This is a genomic window from Pseudomonas sp. HLS-6 TE3448, assembly GCF_053629555.1.
Genome location: NZ_JBRJIO010000001.1, coordinates 4,095,784 through 4,111,055 on the forward strand (window position 1 = coordinate 4,095,784; position 15,272 = coordinate 4,111,055).

The following is a 15,272-nucleotide window of genomic DNA, read 5'->3' on the forward strand; positions in this document are numbered from 1 at the left end:
CAACATTGATCTGTACGCAAGGCACCAACAGGGTCTGGCCGATCACTGTGCCTGGTACTGGCTCAAGTACCGCTCCAGCACGGCGTTGTCACCACTGCCGTCGTTCGACACCTGCCACAACTTGCGCTCAATACCTTGGGCCAGCAAATGCCCGACGGCCGATTCAATCGCTGACAGCACGCACAGCTGTGCGGGCTCATTGGTGGTGTAGCCGACCTCGGCCTCCAGCAGCTTCTTGAACTCGATGAACTTGAACACCCCGGCACTGCGACCGACCGAGTAGATCGTCTTGCTGGTCATCACGTTGGCCAGTACCTGGCCCGTGCGTACATCCACGGCCCTCAGGTTGACCGATACCTGATCTACCCGGTATTCGCGGGACAGGTCGATACCCAGGTAACGTGCGCCTTCACCACCGCTACGGACGTTGGTGTCATAGGCAATGATGCCGCCTTCAAGCATAAGGTTGGCGGCCTGCAAAGGTGGCAGCTCTGCCTGAATGTTGACCGGAGTATCGGGCTTTTTCTGCGAAGCTCGAATGATCTTGCGTTCGGTCAGCAGATTCTGCAGCCCTTCGCGCTCCAGCACCACGAACCAGCCACTGGCCTGCATGGCATCCATCAGCATACTGGCAGCGCCTTGAGTCACGCTGGTGGAAAAGGAGCTGGCCGGGGTTGGCTTGTATTGCCCGGTCTGGTCACGGAAACCATAAACCACTGCCATCAACCGCCCCTTCGGACGTGGCATGTTGAGCAGGTCGTAATAGGTGGAGGCGCGAGGCGTCAGGGTTGGCGTCTCGGTGTCGTGTTCCGCCGGCATTGGTGTGCGCAGACCACAGCCTTGCAGACCGGCCAGGATCAACAGCATCGTCAGAAGTCGTTTCATGATCGTCACTCCCATTGACCCGACACACCTCAAGGATTGAGGCCGTTTACCTGGATTTCGGAAATTTCGCCGGTTGCCCGGTCCGTCACCTGGATGGTCAGCGCACCCGAATCGTCGATCACATTGATCAGGAACGAATCCGTGGACATGCTGCCGGTGTTGCCATTGGAGATGTTGTCCAACAGTTGCGACAGCAGCCGCGACTCCAACTGATTGGTGAAACGCTCCAGGGCCGAAGTGCCCGCGATAGAGGATCGGCTCTTGATCGACGGGTCCTCGTAATCATTCTGCGACTGCGCGTTGTTCAAGAGCCACGTGCCATTCAACGGGTTGCCGCCGAACGCTGGGTTGACAGGGGTGTAGACCAGCTCGGTGGCCGATGCCTGCTGACAGACAACACCAGCGGCCAACAGGCAGAGTGCGCGAGAAACAGTGCTCATAGTTCATCCCTCTCCAGATCGGTGGTGTCTTGCAGCAGGTTCTGAAGCTTGCGCTGGACAACCTCTGCCCTGACCAGGTCGGCAGCTTCATAGGCTGCGTCCTTGAGTTCCACGGTGTTGGGCGGCAAAAATCGCCGGTAGATCACGCGTTGCTGATACTCGACTGTCACCAGGCTGCCCCAGCGAGCCGACGGCCGCTCACGCACCACCAGGTTGAAATCCAGGCGGCTGGTGGCGCGCAGTCGCTCGGCGAAGCTGTAATAGAAGTCGCGGCCAATATGGGAGATCGTGTTATCGACGATGAACCCTGTCATTTCGTCTTCCTCTGCCGCCAGCGCCGGACCGGCCAGGGCCAGCAGCACCACGGCCAGCAGCAGCCGGTTCATGGCCGACTACCCGAGCGCCGGGCCCCGGCGCTCTCGGCAAAGGCTTTCTCGGCGACGAACTGCCAGTCGCTGTAATGCCCTAACCCCTCGAAATCGGACCATTGTGCGTCGAACCCCGCCTGTTTGAGCGGTACGTCATGTGACAGGCTGTAGATGCCGGTGATACGCCCATCCAACCCACGCATCAGGCCCCACTCACTGCTGTTGGTGATCGGGTCCGAATAGCGTTTGCGCAAATGCCGACGCGGTTGCGGGAAACGGTCATCCTCGACCAGGTCATCCAGCGATGCGGGGTACTGGGCCAGGCCCGGAGAACTGCGGTAGTAGCTGCGCAAGGCCTGGGCGTACTGGGCCCCGACCCAGAGCAATTCGCGCTCTTTATCGCGGCGAGCAACGCTGGACCACACCTGCCCGGTTGCAGCCAGGCCGATGCCCAGCACGGCGATCAGCATCAGCATGCCCAGATAAGTGAAACCGGCCTGGGCCTTACCATTCAGCATAGAGGCTGCCATCTCGGGCCCTCCCGCTTGCGCCGCTCTTGATATCGCCTACTGCGCCCGACACGCCCTCAGGAGGGGGCTGCAGCTGCCAGAGGTCGCGTCGTTCGGTAATCGGGTCCAGAGGCATGGCCCGCAAGTAGCGTTGTTCCACCAATTGCTCCAGGGAATCGGGGTAACGCCCGGTATCGCCGTAGTAGTGGTCCAGCGCCTCGCGCAGCACCGCCAGGCTTTGGCGCAGGGTAGTCTCACGGGCGTTGTCCAGGCTGTTGAAGTAGCGCGGTACGGCGATGGTCATCAGGGTGGCGATAATCGCCATCACCACCAGCAGTTCGATCAGGGTGAAACCTTTGTTCCGGCGCATATCGGTCACCACTGGCTGTAGGCAATGCCGTTGAGCCCCCTGCCCGGGGCGCGAGAGTAGATGTCGAAGACGTCATCACCTTCACGCGGGCTGTCGGCCGGGCTGTTGTAGGCACGCACTCCCCACCCCCCCTCATCGTCCCGCTTGGCTTCCAGCAGCGGGTCATGGGGAATACGCCGCAGGAAGTAGAACTTCGCGCCCTTGGCGCTGCGCACATCGCGCACGCCTTCTACCAATACCGCCAGGCTTGGCGGATAACCGCTGGCATTGAGGTTCTTCTCGATGTAACCGGCGTCGTAAGCGCGTTTGTAGGCATCAATGGCATCACGCACCTGATACAGCGCTGCCTTGAGTTGCTGCTCTTTGCCACGGCGTACCAGGGTTTCGGCCAATGGTGCGGCCATGGCGGCGAGCAGCCCGATCAGGGCCAGGGTCACCACCACTTCGATCAGGGTGAAACCGCCAGTGCTGCGTTTCATGATTCAAGGCCTCGGCAAAACGGCCAGCGGTGCTTCCTGCACGTCGCTAGGGCGGTTGAGGTTACGGATCTGCATGCTGGTTTCAGTGCCGGTAGGAAACTCCATGTCCGACGGGCTCTGGTAAGGCAGGTTGCGCACGATGCGCGGGGTGATCGACAGCACCAATTCAGACTTGCCCATGTTGTCCTTGTTGCTGCCAAACAGTCGGCCCAGCCCGGGGATATCGCCCAGCAGCGGAATCTTGTTACCGGAAGCGCCATGATCGTTGCGTACCAGGCCGGCAAGGATCTGCGTCTCGCCATCGTGCAGGCGCAGGCTAGTCTGGGCGTTGCGGGTATCGACCTGAACCGGAATGGTGCCTTGGCGAGTCGGCTCCAGCGGCGTGGCGTTGCTCACCTCCAGACCAATCTTGATCGCCACTTCGTTGTTCAGGTGCACCACCGGCGTCACCTCCAGCTTGAGACCGACGTCCAGGTAGGTAACGCTCTCGGTAATCACTGGCCCCTGGGTCGACGGCACCGAAGTGGCGCTGATGATCGGCACGCGCTGACCAATATGGATACGCGCCTGCTCGCGATTGCTGACCCGAATCACCGGGCTGGCCAAGGTATTGATGTCATTGTCCTGCGCATTGATCTTCGCCTGTGGCGACGGCGTGATAGTGATCCGGCTGGAATTGATGCCGCGCAGTTGGTCGAGCACGCTCACAGGCTTGCCCTCGCTGGTGACCACCCCGAAGGTGTTTGGCCATTGCAGGCCCAGGTCGAGGATGCGTGAACGGGCCACTTCCATGACCTCTACTTCCAGCACCACCTCGGGGTTGGACTGATCCTGGGACTGCAGCAGTTTTTCGGCCATGCGAACGGCATCCGGGGTATCACGCATGGTCATGGTGTTCAAACGCTCATCAACGAACACATCACGGGTCTTGAGCATGGTCTTGATCATGTTCATCGCGGTGTTGGCATCGATGCTGGTGAGGTAGAAGGTGCGCATCACCAGTTCCTGGTAGTCCTTGGTTTTCTGCGGCGAGTCGGGGTAGATCAACAAGGTGTTCTCGTTCACCACCTTCTGGTGCAACTGGTTCTGATCCAACAGCAGGGCCACGGCGTCTTCGATGCGCACCTCACGCACAAAGATCGTGGCTTTCAGGTCTGGCCGCAGGTCCTTGTCAAAAATGAAATTGAGCCCGGCGACCTGCGACAACACCTCGAAGATGGTCTTCAGGTTGGCATCGCGGAACTCCAGCGTGACCGGCTTTTCCAAGCGGGTACGCAACTGTGGGTTGGGCTGAGCGGTACGCGCCTGCACCTGCTCGATATTGCGCCGCAGTGTCAGGCCTTCGGCGTTTTGCGGATCGAGCAACAACACCTCGCGCATGTGCCGCTCCGCGCCGAACAGGTCGCCCTGACGCAATGCCGCCTGCCCCAGCGCGATGCGCTCACCCAGGTCCTGCATTTGTTCAATCTGGCGCACCGCGTCCTGCGCCCGACGGTTGTTCGGCTCAAGGGTGAGCACCCGTCCATAGCCCATCCGCGCCCCGGCAAAGTCGTGCCGCGAACGGTCACTGTCGGCCTGCGTCAGCAGCGCTTCAACCGACTTTGCCCGGCCTTGGGCCAGAGCAATGTTCAATTCGGTATCACGCGGTGCGCTTTTCAGGCCCTCTTCGAGCCGAGCAATGCCGGCTTCGTACTGGCCCTCCTCGATCAAGGCCAGGCCATCCTTGCGGGCAGCGGTCGAACCACAACCAGCCACTGCCACAAACAGCGCCAACAGCAGGAACGGCGCAGGCTTGCAAATCCTTGGCGAATTCATTGTGCACTCCCTACAGACAAAGTCTGGGACAATTGCATCGGCAGGTAGACCAGGCTCAGCTCCGTGGCGGAGATCTGCTCGATCCGGTAGGTGTCATCAATCACGTCGCCCTGACGGACGACATAGAGTTTTTCGCCGCTTTGCAGGAACACTTGTTGATCGTCGCGGTTCTGCAGGCGCCCGACGAAGTGGAACGGCAGCGCCGGGGGCACAGGTAACGCTTCAACCGGGGCCACGGCTACAGGCGCCTCGGTGACCGTGGCCAACACTGCGGCAGGCTTCCAGCTTTTACTGGCGAACAGATCGACTGCGGCCAGCGGAGCAGAATGCGCGCGGATGGCCTTGTTCACAGGCGCCTGCGCCGGGCTGCGGCTGACCGTGGCCACAGGCTCGGACATGTCCTGTTCGGCTTGTTCGAACCAATGCCCTGGCGCCCAGGCCGCGGCGGCCGCCACACCCAGGAAAACCAACCACAGCACCGTGCGTTGAGTGTTCATCACGACCTCGACAGGTAAAGGGTCATGCGGATACGCCCGTTAAGCTCGCTGTCACCGATCTGCTTGCGTTGCAGGTCGAGGTCTTCGAGTACCAGCGCTGGCAACTGTCCGAGCAACGCGCGCAGAAAACGGCGGATCTGCGGGTAGCTGCCGCGCAACGGCAGGAGGATCTGATAGCGGGCCAAGCGGGTCTTCGGATCGACCCCCAAGGCATACTCGCCGCGAGCCAGGCTAATTTTTTCGGCCCGGGCCAGCGCGTAGATCCTGTCGATCACCTCGGTGGCCTGCGGTTGTGCCGGCAGTTGCTTGTGAAAATCGTCCAGTGGGTTATGCGACGACACCGGCGCCACCCACTCTCCGCGCTGCAGGCGCTGCAACTGCCGCTCAGCCTCGGCGTACTGCTGACGCAAAGCATTCAGTTGCTGCCACTGCGGCAGCAGGCCAAGGCCGGTCAGCAGCAGCGTTGCCGTCACCAGTACGACCGTCGCCAGGCCTGGCCAGCCAAGGCGCAACAGCTGTTCGTGGACAATCAGGCTAGGGATGCGCATTGCCGGTCTCCCACGTGGCGGACAAGTTGAACTGCACCGGGTGCTCGGCCTGCCGCACGACAATTTCGTGATTAAGCAGCGATACATCGCGCAGCTCGGTACTGGCTTCCAGGCGTTTGTGAAACGCCAGCATTGCTTCAAGGTCGCGCGCCTCGGCTGCGATGCGCAGTTGCCCCTTGCGGGCATCCGGGCTCAGCGCAAGCAATGCGACATCCTCCAGCGACATGCCTTCGAGCATGGCGAACAGATGTTCCCAAGGCCGTTGCAATTGCTCGGAAACACTGCGCATCTGCGCCAGGCGCTCATCCTGCTCACGGCGCTGACTGGCCGACAGTGTCGGTTGCGGGCGTGGGCCAGTCCCCAGTTTCTGTTCGGCCTGGTGCAACCGGCCCTGCAGGGCGACCTGCTCGCTTTCCAGGCTCTGCTGTAGCCACAGCAGGCCAACCAGCGACGCCAGGCTCAGGCCAGCCACAACCCAGACCAGTCGCCCACTGCGGCGTGGTTGAAAGTCGAGTTCCAGGCGGCGCATGTCAGGCCACCACCCGAGCCATGACGCTGAGCACGTCCTGACCCGGCTCCACAAGGGGTGTCAGCTCACACAGTTCGACACCATCAAGCTGCGGGCGGCTCTGCACGCGCCCCGGGGCATGGACGAAAATTGCCAGGGGTTGCCCGTCCTGCAACTGGCACTCACGAGCAATCAACGCCTGCAAGGAGGCATCACCGTCACTGCCGCTTTGCGTGCGCAGTTGTTGCCAACCACCCTGCCTGGCCAGCAACACAAGGCTGCGTTGCGGCTCGGCCAGGACAAACAGAAAGTCGCCTTGCCCAAAGCGTGCGGCAAAACGGTTGTAGGCCCCCATCAGATAAGGCTGCACTGCACGCAAGCGCAGCCTGGACTCGACGCTCACCTGCTCCAACCCCTGCAATAACGCTTCCGGCACCGCCGCCGCCACCCTCGCCCGCCCACTCGCCTCCGGCGAAAGGCAAATCCGCCAGCCCTCCAGGCTCTGCCCGTAGTGCGCCTCGAAACAGGCACGGGCATAGCCCTGCAACTCTGCCGGGGTGGAAATCGCGTCGCTCCAGGGCAGCAGACAGAAACGGCAGTAGTCGGCCGACAGCAGCACGCGCAGTTCATTACGCCGACGGGGCTGCTCGCCGAGCAGGTTACGTAGCGCCTGCAGGGCTGTGGCGACAGCCTGGCTGCGTTCGGCAACGAACCCCTGGCTGCCAAACCAGCGCCGCTGGCCAAGACCGACACCGTTGGCACCCAGGACCGCGATGAATGGATCAGACGATAAATGTGACACGATTGATCTCCTCCAGGGTGGTCCGCCCCTCACGCACCAGCGCCAGTGCCGAGCTGCGCAGCAGGCGTAAGCCACGCTGGCAGGCCAGGGCCTTTATCCGGGCAATCGGTTGGCGCTCGACAATCATCTGGCGTAACTCGTCGTCCAGATGAAGCAACTCGGCGATGGCGGTACGCCCGCGGTAGCCGCTGCCCCGGCACTGGCCGCAGCCGCTGCCGTGGACAAAGCGATAGTCCTGGCAGTCCTGCTGGGCCAGGCCGGAGGCAGCCAGTTCCTCGTCGCTGGGCGTGCAAGGCACCGCACAATGCGGGCAGACCAGACGAATCAGGCGTTGGGCCAGCACGGCGTTGAGGGCCGAGACAAAACTGTAGGGGTCGACCTGCATCTGGCTGAAGCGGCCGATCACATCGAAGACGTTGTTGGCATGGATGGTGGTGAACACAAGGTGACCGGTGAGTGCCGACTGCACGGCAATTTGCGCGGTGTCCGGGTCTCGGATCTCACCGACCATGATCTTGTCCGGGTCGTGGCGCAGGATCGAACGCAGGCCACGGGCAAAGGTCAGGCCCTTCTTTTCGTTCACGGGGATTTGCAGCACGCCCGGCAACTGGTACTCGACCGGGTCTTCAATGGTGATGATCTTGTCCACCCCCCGGTTGATCTCACTGATCATCGCGTACAGCGTGGTGGTCTTGCCGCTGCCGGTGGGCCCGGTGACCAGCACCATGCCATAGGGCTCGCCGGCAAGCCGACGCAGGCTGCGCAGGGTTTCATCGGCAAAGCCCAGGGCTTGTAGCTGCACACCGCTGACCTGATCTGCCAGGTCCTGCTTGTCGAGCACCCGCAGCACTGCATCCTCGCCAAAGATGCTGGGCATGATCGACACCCGGAAGTCGATCTGCCGAGCGCTGATGCCGATCTTGAAGCGACCGTCCTGAGGCACGCGTTTTTCGCCGATGTCCAGCTCCGCCATGACCTTGATCCGCGAGACGGCCTGTTCGGCGAACTCCACGCCGCTGATCTTGCTGATGGTGTTGAGTACGCCGTCGATACGGTACTTGATCACCAGGCCGCTGCCGGTCATACCCAGATGGATATCACTGGCATGCATTTTCAGAGCGTCATAGAGGGTCGAGTTGACCAGTTTGACCACACGGCTCTGGTCTTCGCTGATGCTGGCCAGCGACAGGCTTTGCAGGGTTTCGGCTTCCAACCCCTCAACCTCGTTGTCGAGGGAGTCGACGGCATGGAAGCTCTCTTCATGACGCGCCAGAAAAGCTGCCAGGTCAGCGGCCTGCACCAGGTACAACGGTGCACCCTGCAAGCACTCATCGATCCAGGCCAGGCGTGCGTCGTCGAAGGGGTCGGCAAACACACCAATGGTTTGCCCGGCATGTTGCAGCAGGATGAATTCGCGCTTCAGGCACTGGGCCAGGCTGACCCGCTCAAACAGTGGGTTGGCAGCAAACAGGGCCTGGGTATCAAGTACCGGATAGTGCAGGCTGGCGCCCAGGCTGGCCACGAACGCCGCGAGTGGCTGTTCGCTGATGGCCTCGAGGGCCTGTAGCACGCGCTCACCGGTTTCCTCGGCCCGGGCCCTGGCCTGCGCCATCTGCTCGCGCCCCAGAGGAGCGCTGACAGCAGCATCGAGGGTTGCTTGTAGGCCAGGAAACGATGGTTGCATGGCAAGCACTCCAACGCAGCGGGGGCGGTAGCCCAACTGGCGCGGGAGGCTCTCTCGGCGGATGCCGGAACGTCTATCGCGCCCCTACTCCCCGGTGCGCTGCTTGTCGTCATCCAGCCCCGGCGGCTTGGCGTTGTTACGCCTGCGATCCGCCAGTACCCAGCTGCCGTCATACAACTGCATGGGGAAAGACTCCTTCTTGCCCTGACGTCGCTCGACGAACCCTTCAGCCATGCTTGCCCCGGCTCGCGCCTGGTGCTCAACGCCCATCAGGTCAAAGACTGCACGTGCCAACTCCGCTAGCGGAAACGGCTTGAACAGGATGTGACTGACACCCAGCTGAGTGGCACGCTCACAGACCTCGGCGGTCGGATGCGCGGTAATCAGCACGAAATGGCAGCGCCTGCCTTGCCGGCGGACAGCCTCCAGAACCTGAAACCCCTCCATATCGGGTAACCGGAAGTCGAGCACTACGACATCGGGGTTGACGCTGGCAGCAAGGCCAATGCCGGTTTCGCCGTCGTAGGCAACATGGACGTGCAGGCCTTGTGCAACCAGGTACGCCTGGAGGTTCTGCGCAAGGGTCTGTTCGTCATCGACAATCAGAACACTGTTAACCAAGGTCGACTCCTTGAAACTTCACAGACCCGGCTTTCCGGTCTGACTGAGTGCGGCCTTGTACAGGCTTACGCACACTTCATGCCAGGCGCGATAGGGTGTGTTTGGCAACGGTATGGCATTGATTTTCCGAGCTTCGCCCAAGACAACTGAACATAGCCCCCCCAACCCCGGGGACTGGCTGGCCTTTTGCCCCTAGTCTTTCCCCCAATACTGGGGAAGTCTAGCGCGACTCCAGTCGTTCAACGACGGCGTGATCACGCAAGCGTTTCAACAACGCCTGACGTGCCTGCATCTGTTGTCGTTCGTGCAGCATTTGCTTCGCCAGCGCAAGCCCCTGCTCCCCTTTGACAGCGGCAGACAGCTCCAGGTTCTGTTCAGCCGCCAATGTCTGTTGAAAGGCCAGGACTTGCGTGTCGTCAGGCTCTGCTACCTGGGACAGTTGAATGAATACCTGTTGCGCGGCTATTTCGCGGCGCGTGTACAGCGCGAACCCAGGCTCATCGAAGCCAGCTTCAGCCAGGCGTCGCGCAAACACATCGGCCGAACCGAAGGCCTGACGCAGTTGTTCGATATGCTTGGCAACAGCGGCATCGCTGACTTCAATACCCCGGCGCTGGGCTTCCTGCCAAAGCAGCTCCTTATCGATCAGTTCAGTCAGTGCCTGCTCGCGCAGACGCTTGTACAGGCTTGGGCTGCGAATACTGGTCAATGCCCGCCCCTGAGCCTGGAGGTAGTCGGCAAAATAGCGCTCCAGACGGAACTGGCTGATCGGCACGTCGTTGACCCGCACCACGGGCGGGCTGTCGTCCGCCCATGCCGCGATACTGGAGCAGAGCAAGCACAACAGAATGAACACGCGCATGATCCACCTCCGTCGAAACCACAGGGATGCCTCGCCAGCGATACAGACACGGCCAAGGCTGACACCTACTGGAGGTGAAAGCGTGGGCCCGGCAACTCGACACCGACCACATGAGCACGGCTCAAGCCCTGGCGTCGGCCTGGACCGAAGCTCAGCGGTGGGGTCAACCCCGTATCAAATCCATACACACCTTCCAACGCCGCCAGCAGTTTTTCCCGGCTGGCATCTCGCCCGGCGCGCTTCAAACCCTCAACCAACAGTTGCAACGAGCAGTAGGCGGTGACTTGAAGCAGTGTCTGCTGCCCCCCCAGCCCTTGGTTCTTGCGCACTTCGGCCAGTGCCGCGCGGCCAGCCTCGGTCCAGTCGCCGGGTACGAACGGATAGGCCAGAAACAGCCGTTGCGACCACTGGGCAGGCACGTTCGCAACCTCGCCGGCGACCTGGCTGGATGCGGCAAACAGATAAGGTGCCTGCCCGGCGTTCAGCAGGCTCTCGGTCAAGCGTGTCAACCCTGCGCCATCCCCCAGGAAGAACACCGAGCGCACCCCATCGGTAAGCGGCTGACGGGCCTCATAAGCCTCTCGGCGCAGCGCCCGCCAGCCCTCCTGATGCAAGCCTTGCTGTAATACATCAGCAAGGGCCGCCTGCTCCGGCCCGCTGTAGAGGATCAATGCCGACTGCTCTTTCACCCCCAAACGCTCGGCGGCGTAATCGGCCAGGCTGAGCAATTGCTCTCGCACACCGGGCAGAGGCTCGAATATCAACCGGCTCTGCACGCTGGCAGCGGGCAGGCTCAACGCACCGATCATCGGCACCCCGCTGCGCTCGAGCATAGGCGGCAATGCCGTACCCAGCGCAGGGGCCAAGGGCGATAAAAGGGCGAACACCCGCTCTTGCTCAATGAGCCGTTTGAGCGCCTGTTCAGCACTGGTTCGATCAGGCCCGGGATCGACCACGGTGAGCTGCAGTTGGCGCCCATGAATACCGCCCTGCTGGTTGATACGCTCGATACTGCCTTGCAGCACAGCACCGACCACCCGCGCGGCCTCGGCCAACGGCCCGCTCTGCGGCAACAGTGTGCCAATACGCAGTTGCCGCTCTTCGACCCCGGGGTCGCGGTCTTCGGCAAGGCGCTTGAGGTACGCCGTAAGGTTGCGTTGATCGGCCATGGACAGGACAAACCGTGGCATGGCCGGATCGAGTACATTTCCAGCCGGATCGCGGCCCTCCTGAATGACCCGCGCCAGGCTCGCCTCCGTATAAGCCGGGTACTGCCGCCCATTGACCCGATGTTCACCGGCCCCGCGAGTCAGGCGTTGCCAGTTCAACGCTGGCGGACGAACCCCGCCCTCCGGTCGGCCTGTGCCATCGGCCCCATGGCAACTGGCACAGGGCACCACACTGGCCGGCACCAGAATGTCCGCAGCCCCGACCCGGGCCGACACCTGCGCATCCCCAGTGGCCAGCCCTTCGCGGTACAGGCGTTTGCCGGCCTGCTCCTGTGGCGTCAACTCAAGGGCCTGCGCGACGCTACCCACGCCCATCAGCAGCGCCAGCCAAAACAGCCCCCAGCGATTCATGATCAACGTCCAGCCAGCGGTTGGGTCAACAGTTGCAGGCGCTGGGCGATCGCCTGCGGCGGCGCATCAGGGCGGATCTTACTCCAGCGTTTGCTGGCGACATCGCCGGCAATCAGCAGGGTTGAATGCTGCTCCGGACTGGGCACCAGATGCCCGAGCCGGGCCAGCACCTGCTCGACCTCGGCCTGCCCGCCGGTGAGAAACAGCCAGTTCGGTCCATCGACACCCTGCTTCTGCGCAAACGCTTTGAGCACCGCTGGCGTGTCGTTCTGCGGGTCACTGGTCACGGAAATGAAGTACACCTGGCGGGCCAACGACTCACCCAGCGCATCGCGGACATCCTTGAGTTTGCGGGTGATCAGCGGGCACGCATCATTGCAATGGGTGAAGATCACATTCAACAGCACCACACGGTCTTTCAGGACATCGCTGTAAAAACGCAGACTGTTGCCGTTCTGGTCCAGCACAGTGGTGTCAGTGAACCAGGTTTGCGCGTCCCGTGTTCCAGCCCCCGTGCTCGATACCGCAGGCGTCGCGCTGGGCGCGGCATGGCCCTCGTGGGCCATGGCCAGCGAGGCGAGAAGCCACAGGCAGGCCCCCAGGGCCACCCCTTCAAGGCGTTTCATGCTGCGCGGTACACCCGTTGATTGGCTCATGGCTGCTGCTCCTGAGCGACAGCGGTATGCCGGGCATGCACCCGACGGGCGCTGAGACGGTTGATCTCGGCAATCAGCAACGCCGGATCGGTGAAACCGTAATAGCGGGTCCAGTGGCCACTGTGCCCGTCACCGACCAGAATCAGCGGGGGATGTTGCCCCAGATCCGGGCTCAAGCTGCCCAGGCCCTTGAGGGTTTCATTCACCGCATATGGCGTACCGGTCAACCAGCTCCAACCCGGGCCTTTCTGGAAGGTCCGCGCGTAGTCCAGCAAGCGCTGCGGGTCGTCACGCTGCGGGTCGACACTGATCGACACCAACTGCACCTCCTCTCCCACCCGCCCGCCGAGTTGCTGCTGAACCTTGCCCATGATCGACGACACCACCGGGCATACCGTCGTGCAATGGGTATAGATAAAGCCCATGACCACCAGTTTGTCGCCCACCAGGTCCTTTTCCAGGCGCACAGGCATACCGTGCTGGTTCACTAACTGAACATCGGCAAAGCGCACATGTGCCTTTTCCTGAGTGGGTGCTGGCGCGGTATGCCCGGCGTGCCCGTCATGGGCCTGAACAGCCCCCAGGCTGATACCCAGCACGCAGAGTGTCAGCACAGCACTATGTTTGATTGCGTTCATGGCGAACTCCCGTCTGCAGTGGGTCATTGGGCATTGGCGGGCAACACCCGCACGCTGGTGTAATTCTTCTCGGCAAAGCCTTTGCCCAGTGAGGGCGCCTGTACATGCAGGTACCAGGCGCCCGCCTCAGCCAACTCCAGCGGCGCCTCATAAACACCCTCACCGACCTCGCGCACCGGGCTGTCTTTGGCTCGCGAAGACGGTGCCAGGAAATAGCGCAGTGTCAGGTCCTTGATTCCATTGCGCGGGGTACCATCGCCTTCGACGATCCGGAAGCGCGCGACAAAGGGGTTGCCCTGCACCACCTGTGGCCGCTCCAGCAGAAATTCTACCCGCGGTATGTGCTGCCGAGGCCCATTGGCCGACGCCAGCACTTCGGTGCTGAAGCAATGGATGATCTGCGGCTGATTGAGCAGAAAGGCCACATCGAACTTGCCCGCCGCTGGCAGTTTCACCGTCGAACTGTAGACCCCAGGGGCCACCTCGCGCAGGCTGCGGTCGATGACCAGGGCGGCACGGGCGTTATGCCCACGGTTGAGGTAACCCGACATCGGCGCGTTCATCCCCTCGGCATAGAAGTAGGTGGTGTTGTCCACGGGGTTTACAACAAATACCGAGTTCTCGTCGCGGGCCACGCTCAGGCTCCGGGCCAACGGCAGGTCACCCGCTTGACGGGGTGCCGCAGGCCCGGCATCAAAGCCCTGGGTAATCGGTTGGCGACCTTCACCCAGGGTGGCGAGGTTGATCATGGTGACCTTGGGTGAGGCCAGGCCACGGATATAGGCATAGGCCTTGGTGAACGTCAGTTGATAAGGCTCTGCCGACACCTCCAGTTCATGTATCGCCTTGTCAGTACTGGCATCGATGATCACCGCCCGGTTTTCCAGCGTGTTGAGCACGATCCCGAAACGCCCATCACGGCTGAAGCTCATTGGCCCTAGGCCTTGCCTGGCCTGAATACGGCTGCGCAGTCGATGGCTGGCCACATCGATCACGCTGATGCCGCCATCACGCCCATCGGCCACGTAGATCGCCTGAGACAATGCCGAGTACGCCACTGACAAGGGGTGCGGGCCGACCTTGAGGCTCTTCACCAGGCTCAAGTCGCTACTGTCGATCACGCTGACAGTACCGCTATCGCGATTACTGACAAAGGCATAACGCGAGTCCTGGCTGAAGGCAATTTCGTGGTGCCCGGCTCCGGTAGCAATGAACTTCAAGGTCCTGTGGGTTTGCCCATCGATCACTGTCACACCGCTCTGCGTGGCATCAGTCGCATTGTTGCCAACCCAGAGCAGGCGCTGGTCCGGCTGCATGGCAATGCGTACGGGCTGCTTACCGGCACTCAGCAACCCGGCCATCTGGAACGTCTCGGTGTTCACCAGTGCGACCTGATCCGCTGCGGGCAGGGTCACAAACACGTGTTTGTCATCGGCACTGGCCACCCAATCCATCGGAGGCTGAGGCAGGTCGATACGTGCCAGCGTGCTGGTCACGCCGCCCACCGATACCGACGGATCAATTACCGTCAAACTGGCATCCTTGTTCAACACCAGCAGGAAGTAACTGTTCAAGTCCAGTAACGGCCGGGCACCAATACTGCTCTTGAGGAACAGGCCAACCCGCGCCTTGCAACTCTTGTCACGCTCACTGGCCGCCTCACCGACACGTGCGGGGTCGATCCAGGCCCCGGGTGACACGCCCGACAACGGCTGCCCGGTGTTCTGCTCGGTGACCTTGAAGCGAATACTGGCAAAGCCGCCCTCACTCAAGGCGCCGGCAGAGCCCAACGGCCTGGCCTCGAACTCTACGGTGACCCCATCACGGCTCAAGCGATGGGCGCTATCGAGATCAGTGGTGGCGCCCACCGCGGCGATCTCGGCCCGAGGATCACACCAGAGGTTTTCATAGCTGATCCCCAGGCCTATGAGCGTCAACCCCGCCAGCATCCCCAGGTACAGTGGCTTGTTTCTCTTGTTCATTGCCTGTCCCCCATCCCGATTACGGTCT

General features: G+C 62.0%; 18 protein-coding genes. All 18 read right to left on the reverse strand.

The annotated features are described in order from the left end of the window. Nucleotides 1–42: 42 nt before the first annotated feature. The 18 genes from AB7M23_RS18735 to AB7M23_RS18820 all read right to left on the reverse strand — a co-directional run bounded on the left by AB7M23_RS18735 (nucleotide 43) and on the right by AB7M23_RS18820 (nucleotide 15,244). Nucleotides 43–885 (reverse strand): CsgG/HfaB family protein, encoded by an 843-nt coding sequence (locus tag AB7M23_RS18735; protein ID WP_454241665.1) that lies wholly within the window; start codon nucleotides 883–885, stop codon nucleotides 43–45. Nucleotides 886–914: 29 nt separating this feature from the next. Continuing rightward, nucleotides 915–1,325, reverse strand: coding sequence for a curli assembly protein CsgF (locus AB7M23_RS18740; protein WP_454241666.1), 411 nt, complete (start codon nucleotides 1,323–1,325; stop codon nucleotides 915–917). Beyond that, entirely contained in the window at nucleotides 1,322–1,711 is a 390-nt protein-coding gene (gene csgE / locus AB7M23_RS18745; protein WP_454241667.1) for a curli production assembly/transport protein CsgE, read from the reverse strand. The genes AB7M23_RS18740 and csgE overlap by 4 nt, the downstream gene beginning before the upstream one ends. Then, nucleotides 1,708–2,223, reverse strand: a complete 516-nt coding sequence (locus tag AB7M23_RS18750; protein ID WP_454241668.1) for a type II secretion system protein — start codon at nucleotides 2,221–2,223, stop codon at nucleotides 1,708–1,710. Before AB7M23_RS18750 ends, csgE begins: the two co-directional genes overlap by 4 nt. Further along, complete coding sequence (locus tag AB7M23_RS18755; protein WP_454241669.1) at nucleotides 2,198–2,572, reverse strand: type II secretion system protein; 375 nt, start codon at nucleotides 2,570–2,572, stop codon at nucleotides 2,198–2,200. Before AB7M23_RS18755 ends, AB7M23_RS18750 begins: the two co-directional genes overlap by 26 nt. Before the next feature lie 5 nt (nucleotides 2,573–2,577). Next, entirely contained in the window at nucleotides 2,578–3,051 is a 474-nt protein-coding gene (locus tag AB7M23_RS18760) for a type II secretion system protein (RefSeq protein ID WP_454241670.1), read from the reverse strand. A 3-nt stretch (nucleotides 3,052–3,054) separates the two neighbouring features. Further along, complete coding sequence (locus AB7M23_RS18765; RefSeq protein WP_454241671.1) at nucleotides 3,055–4,866, reverse strand: secretin N-terminal domain-containing protein; 1,812 nt, start codon at nucleotides 4,864–4,866, stop codon at nucleotides 3,055–3,057. Next, complete coding sequence (locus tag AB7M23_RS18770; RefSeq protein ID WP_454241672.1) at nucleotides 4,863–5,363, reverse strand: hypothetical protein; 501 nt, start codon at nucleotides 5,361–5,363, stop codon at nucleotides 4,863–4,865. The genes AB7M23_RS18765 and AB7M23_RS18770 overlap by 4 nt, the downstream gene beginning before the upstream one ends. Beyond that, a complete protein-coding gene (gene pilO, locus AB7M23_RS18775; RefSeq protein ID WP_454241673.1) occupies nucleotides 5,363–5,911 on the reverse strand; it encodes a type 4a pilus biogenesis protein PilO in 549 nt (182 codons plus the stop codon). Before pilO ends, AB7M23_RS18770 begins: the two co-directional genes overlap by 1 nt. Continuing rightward, nucleotides 5,898–6,440 carry a pilus assembly protein gene (locus tag AB7M23_RS18780; RefSeq protein WP_454241674.1) on the reverse strand — a complete coding sequence of 181 codons (543 nt, stop codon included), beginning with the start codon at nucleotides 6,438–6,440 and terminating at the stop codon, nucleotides 5,898–5,900. The genes pilO and AB7M23_RS18780 overlap by 14 nt, the downstream gene beginning before the upstream one ends. 1 nt (nucleotide 6,441) lies before the next feature. Beyond that, nucleotides 6,442–7,221: a hypothetical protein gene (locus tag AB7M23_RS18785; protein WP_454241675.1), complete on the reverse strand. Its 780-nt coding sequence runs from the start codon at nucleotides 7,219–7,221 to the stop codon at nucleotides 6,442–6,444. Further along, complete coding sequence (locus AB7M23_RS18790) at nucleotides 7,202–8,833, reverse strand: GspE/PulE family protein (RefSeq protein WP_454242200.1); 1,632 nt, start codon at nucleotides 8,831–8,833, stop codon at nucleotides 7,202–7,204. The genes AB7M23_RS18785 and AB7M23_RS18790 overlap by 20 nt, the downstream gene beginning before the upstream one ends. A gap of 156 nt (nucleotides 8,834–8,989) precedes the next feature. Next, the gene (locus tag AB7M23_RS18795) at nucleotides 8,990–9,526 is read right to left on the reverse strand and encodes a response regulator transcription factor (RefSeq protein ID WP_454241676.1); all 537 of its coding nucleotides are present in this window, start codon (nucleotides 9,524–9,526) and stop codon (nucleotides 8,990–8,992) included. A gap of 220 nt (nucleotides 9,527–9,746) precedes the next feature. Further along, entirely contained in the window at nucleotides 9,747–10,388 is a 642-nt protein-coding gene (locus AB7M23_RS18800; protein WP_454241677.1) for a SurA N-terminal domain-containing protein, read from the reverse strand. 65 nt (nucleotides 10,389–10,453) lie between these two features. Further along, complete coding sequence (locus AB7M23_RS18805) at nucleotides 10,454–11,968, reverse strand: cytochrome c/ABC transporter substrate-binding protein (protein ID WP_454241678.1); 1,515 nt, start codon at nucleotides 11,966–11,968, stop codon at nucleotides 10,454–10,456. Nucleotides 11,969–11,970: 2 nt separating this feature from the next. After that, nucleotides 11,971–12,624 (reverse strand): SCO family protein, encoded by a 654-nt coding sequence (locus AB7M23_RS18810; protein ID WP_454241679.1) that lies wholly within the window; start codon nucleotides 12,622–12,624, stop codon nucleotides 11,971–11,973. Beyond that, nucleotides 12,621–13,262 carry an SCO family protein gene (locus AB7M23_RS18815; RefSeq protein WP_454241680.1) on the reverse strand — a complete coding sequence of 214 codons (642 nt, stop codon included), beginning with the start codon at nucleotides 13,260–13,262 and terminating at the stop codon, nucleotides 12,621–12,623. Before AB7M23_RS18815 ends, AB7M23_RS18810 begins: the two co-directional genes overlap by 4 nt. A gap of 23 nt (nucleotides 13,263–13,285) precedes the next feature. Then, the gene (locus AB7M23_RS18820) at nucleotides 13,286–15,244 is read right to left on the reverse strand and encodes a cytochrome D1 domain-containing protein (protein ID WP_454241681.1); all 1,959 of its coding nucleotides are present in this window, start codon (nucleotides 15,242–15,244) and stop codon (nucleotides 13,286–13,288) included. Nucleotides 15,245–15,272 lie beyond the last annotated feature (28 nt).

Bases quoted from the DNA above. Each gene is read 5' to 3' on its own strand.
- AB7M23_RS18735 (WP_454241665.1), bottom strand. From the start codon at position 885: ATGAAACGACTTCTGACGATGCTGTTGATCCTGGCCGGTCTGCAAGGC.
- AB7M23_RS18740 (WP_454241666.1), bottom strand. From the start codon at position 1,325: ATGAGCACTGTTTCTCGCGCACTCTGCCTGTTGGCCGCTGGTGTTGTC.
- csgE (WP_454241667.1), bottom strand. From the start codon at position 1,711: ATGAACCGGCTGCTGCTGGCCGTGGTGCTGCTGGCCCTGGCCGGTCCG.
- AB7M23_RS18750 (WP_454241668.1), bottom strand. From the start codon at position 2,223: ATGGCAGCCTCTATGCTGAATGGTAAGGCCCAGGCCGGTTTCACTTAT.
- AB7M23_RS18755 (WP_454241669.1), bottom strand. From the start codon at position 2,572: ATGCGCCGGAACAAAGGTTTCACCCTGATCGAACTGCTGGTGGTGATG.
- AB7M23_RS18760 (WP_454241670.1), bottom strand. From the start codon at position 3,051: ATGAAACGCAGCACTGGCGGTTTCACCCTGATCGAAGTGGTGGTGACC.
- AB7M23_RS18765 (WP_454241671.1), bottom strand. From the start codon at position 4,866: ATGAATTCGCCAAGGATTTGCAAGCCTGCGCCGTTCCTGCTGTTGGCG.
- AB7M23_RS18770 (WP_454241672.1), bottom strand. From the start codon at position 5,363: ATGAACACTCAACGCACGGTGCTGTGGTTGGTTTTCCTGGGTGTGGCG.
- pilO (WP_454241673.1), bottom strand. From the start codon at position 5,911: ATGCGCATCCCTAGCCTGATTGTCCACGAACAGCTGTTGCGCCTTGGC.
- AB7M23_RS18780 (WP_454241674.1), bottom strand. From the start codon at position 6,440: ATGCGCCGCCTGGAACTCGACTTTCAACCACGCCGCAGTGGGCGACTG.
- AB7M23_RS18790 (WP_454242200.1), bottom strand. From the start codon at position 8,833: ATGGCGCAGGCCAGGGCCCGGGCCGAGGAAACCGGTGAGCGCGTGCTA.
- AB7M23_RS18800 (WP_454241677.1), bottom strand. From the start codon at position 10,388: ATGCGCGTGTTCATTCTGTTGTGCTTGCTCTGCTCCAGTATCGCGGCA.
- AB7M23_RS18805 (WP_454241678.1), bottom strand. From the start codon at position 11,968: ATGAATCGCTGGGGGCTGTTTTGGCTGGCGCTGCTGATGGGCGTGGGT.
- AB7M23_RS18810 (WP_454241679.1), bottom strand. From the start codon at position 12,624: ATGAGCCAATCAACGGGTGTACCGCGCAGCATGAAACGCCTTGAAGGG.
- AB7M23_RS18815 (WP_454241680.1), bottom strand. From the start codon at position 13,262: ATGAACGCAATCAAACATAGTGCTGTGCTGACACTCTGCGTGCTGGGT.
- AB7M23_RS18820 (WP_454241681.1), bottom strand. From the start codon at position 15,244: ATGAACAAGAGAAACAAGCCACTGTACCTGGGGATGCTGGCGGGGTTG.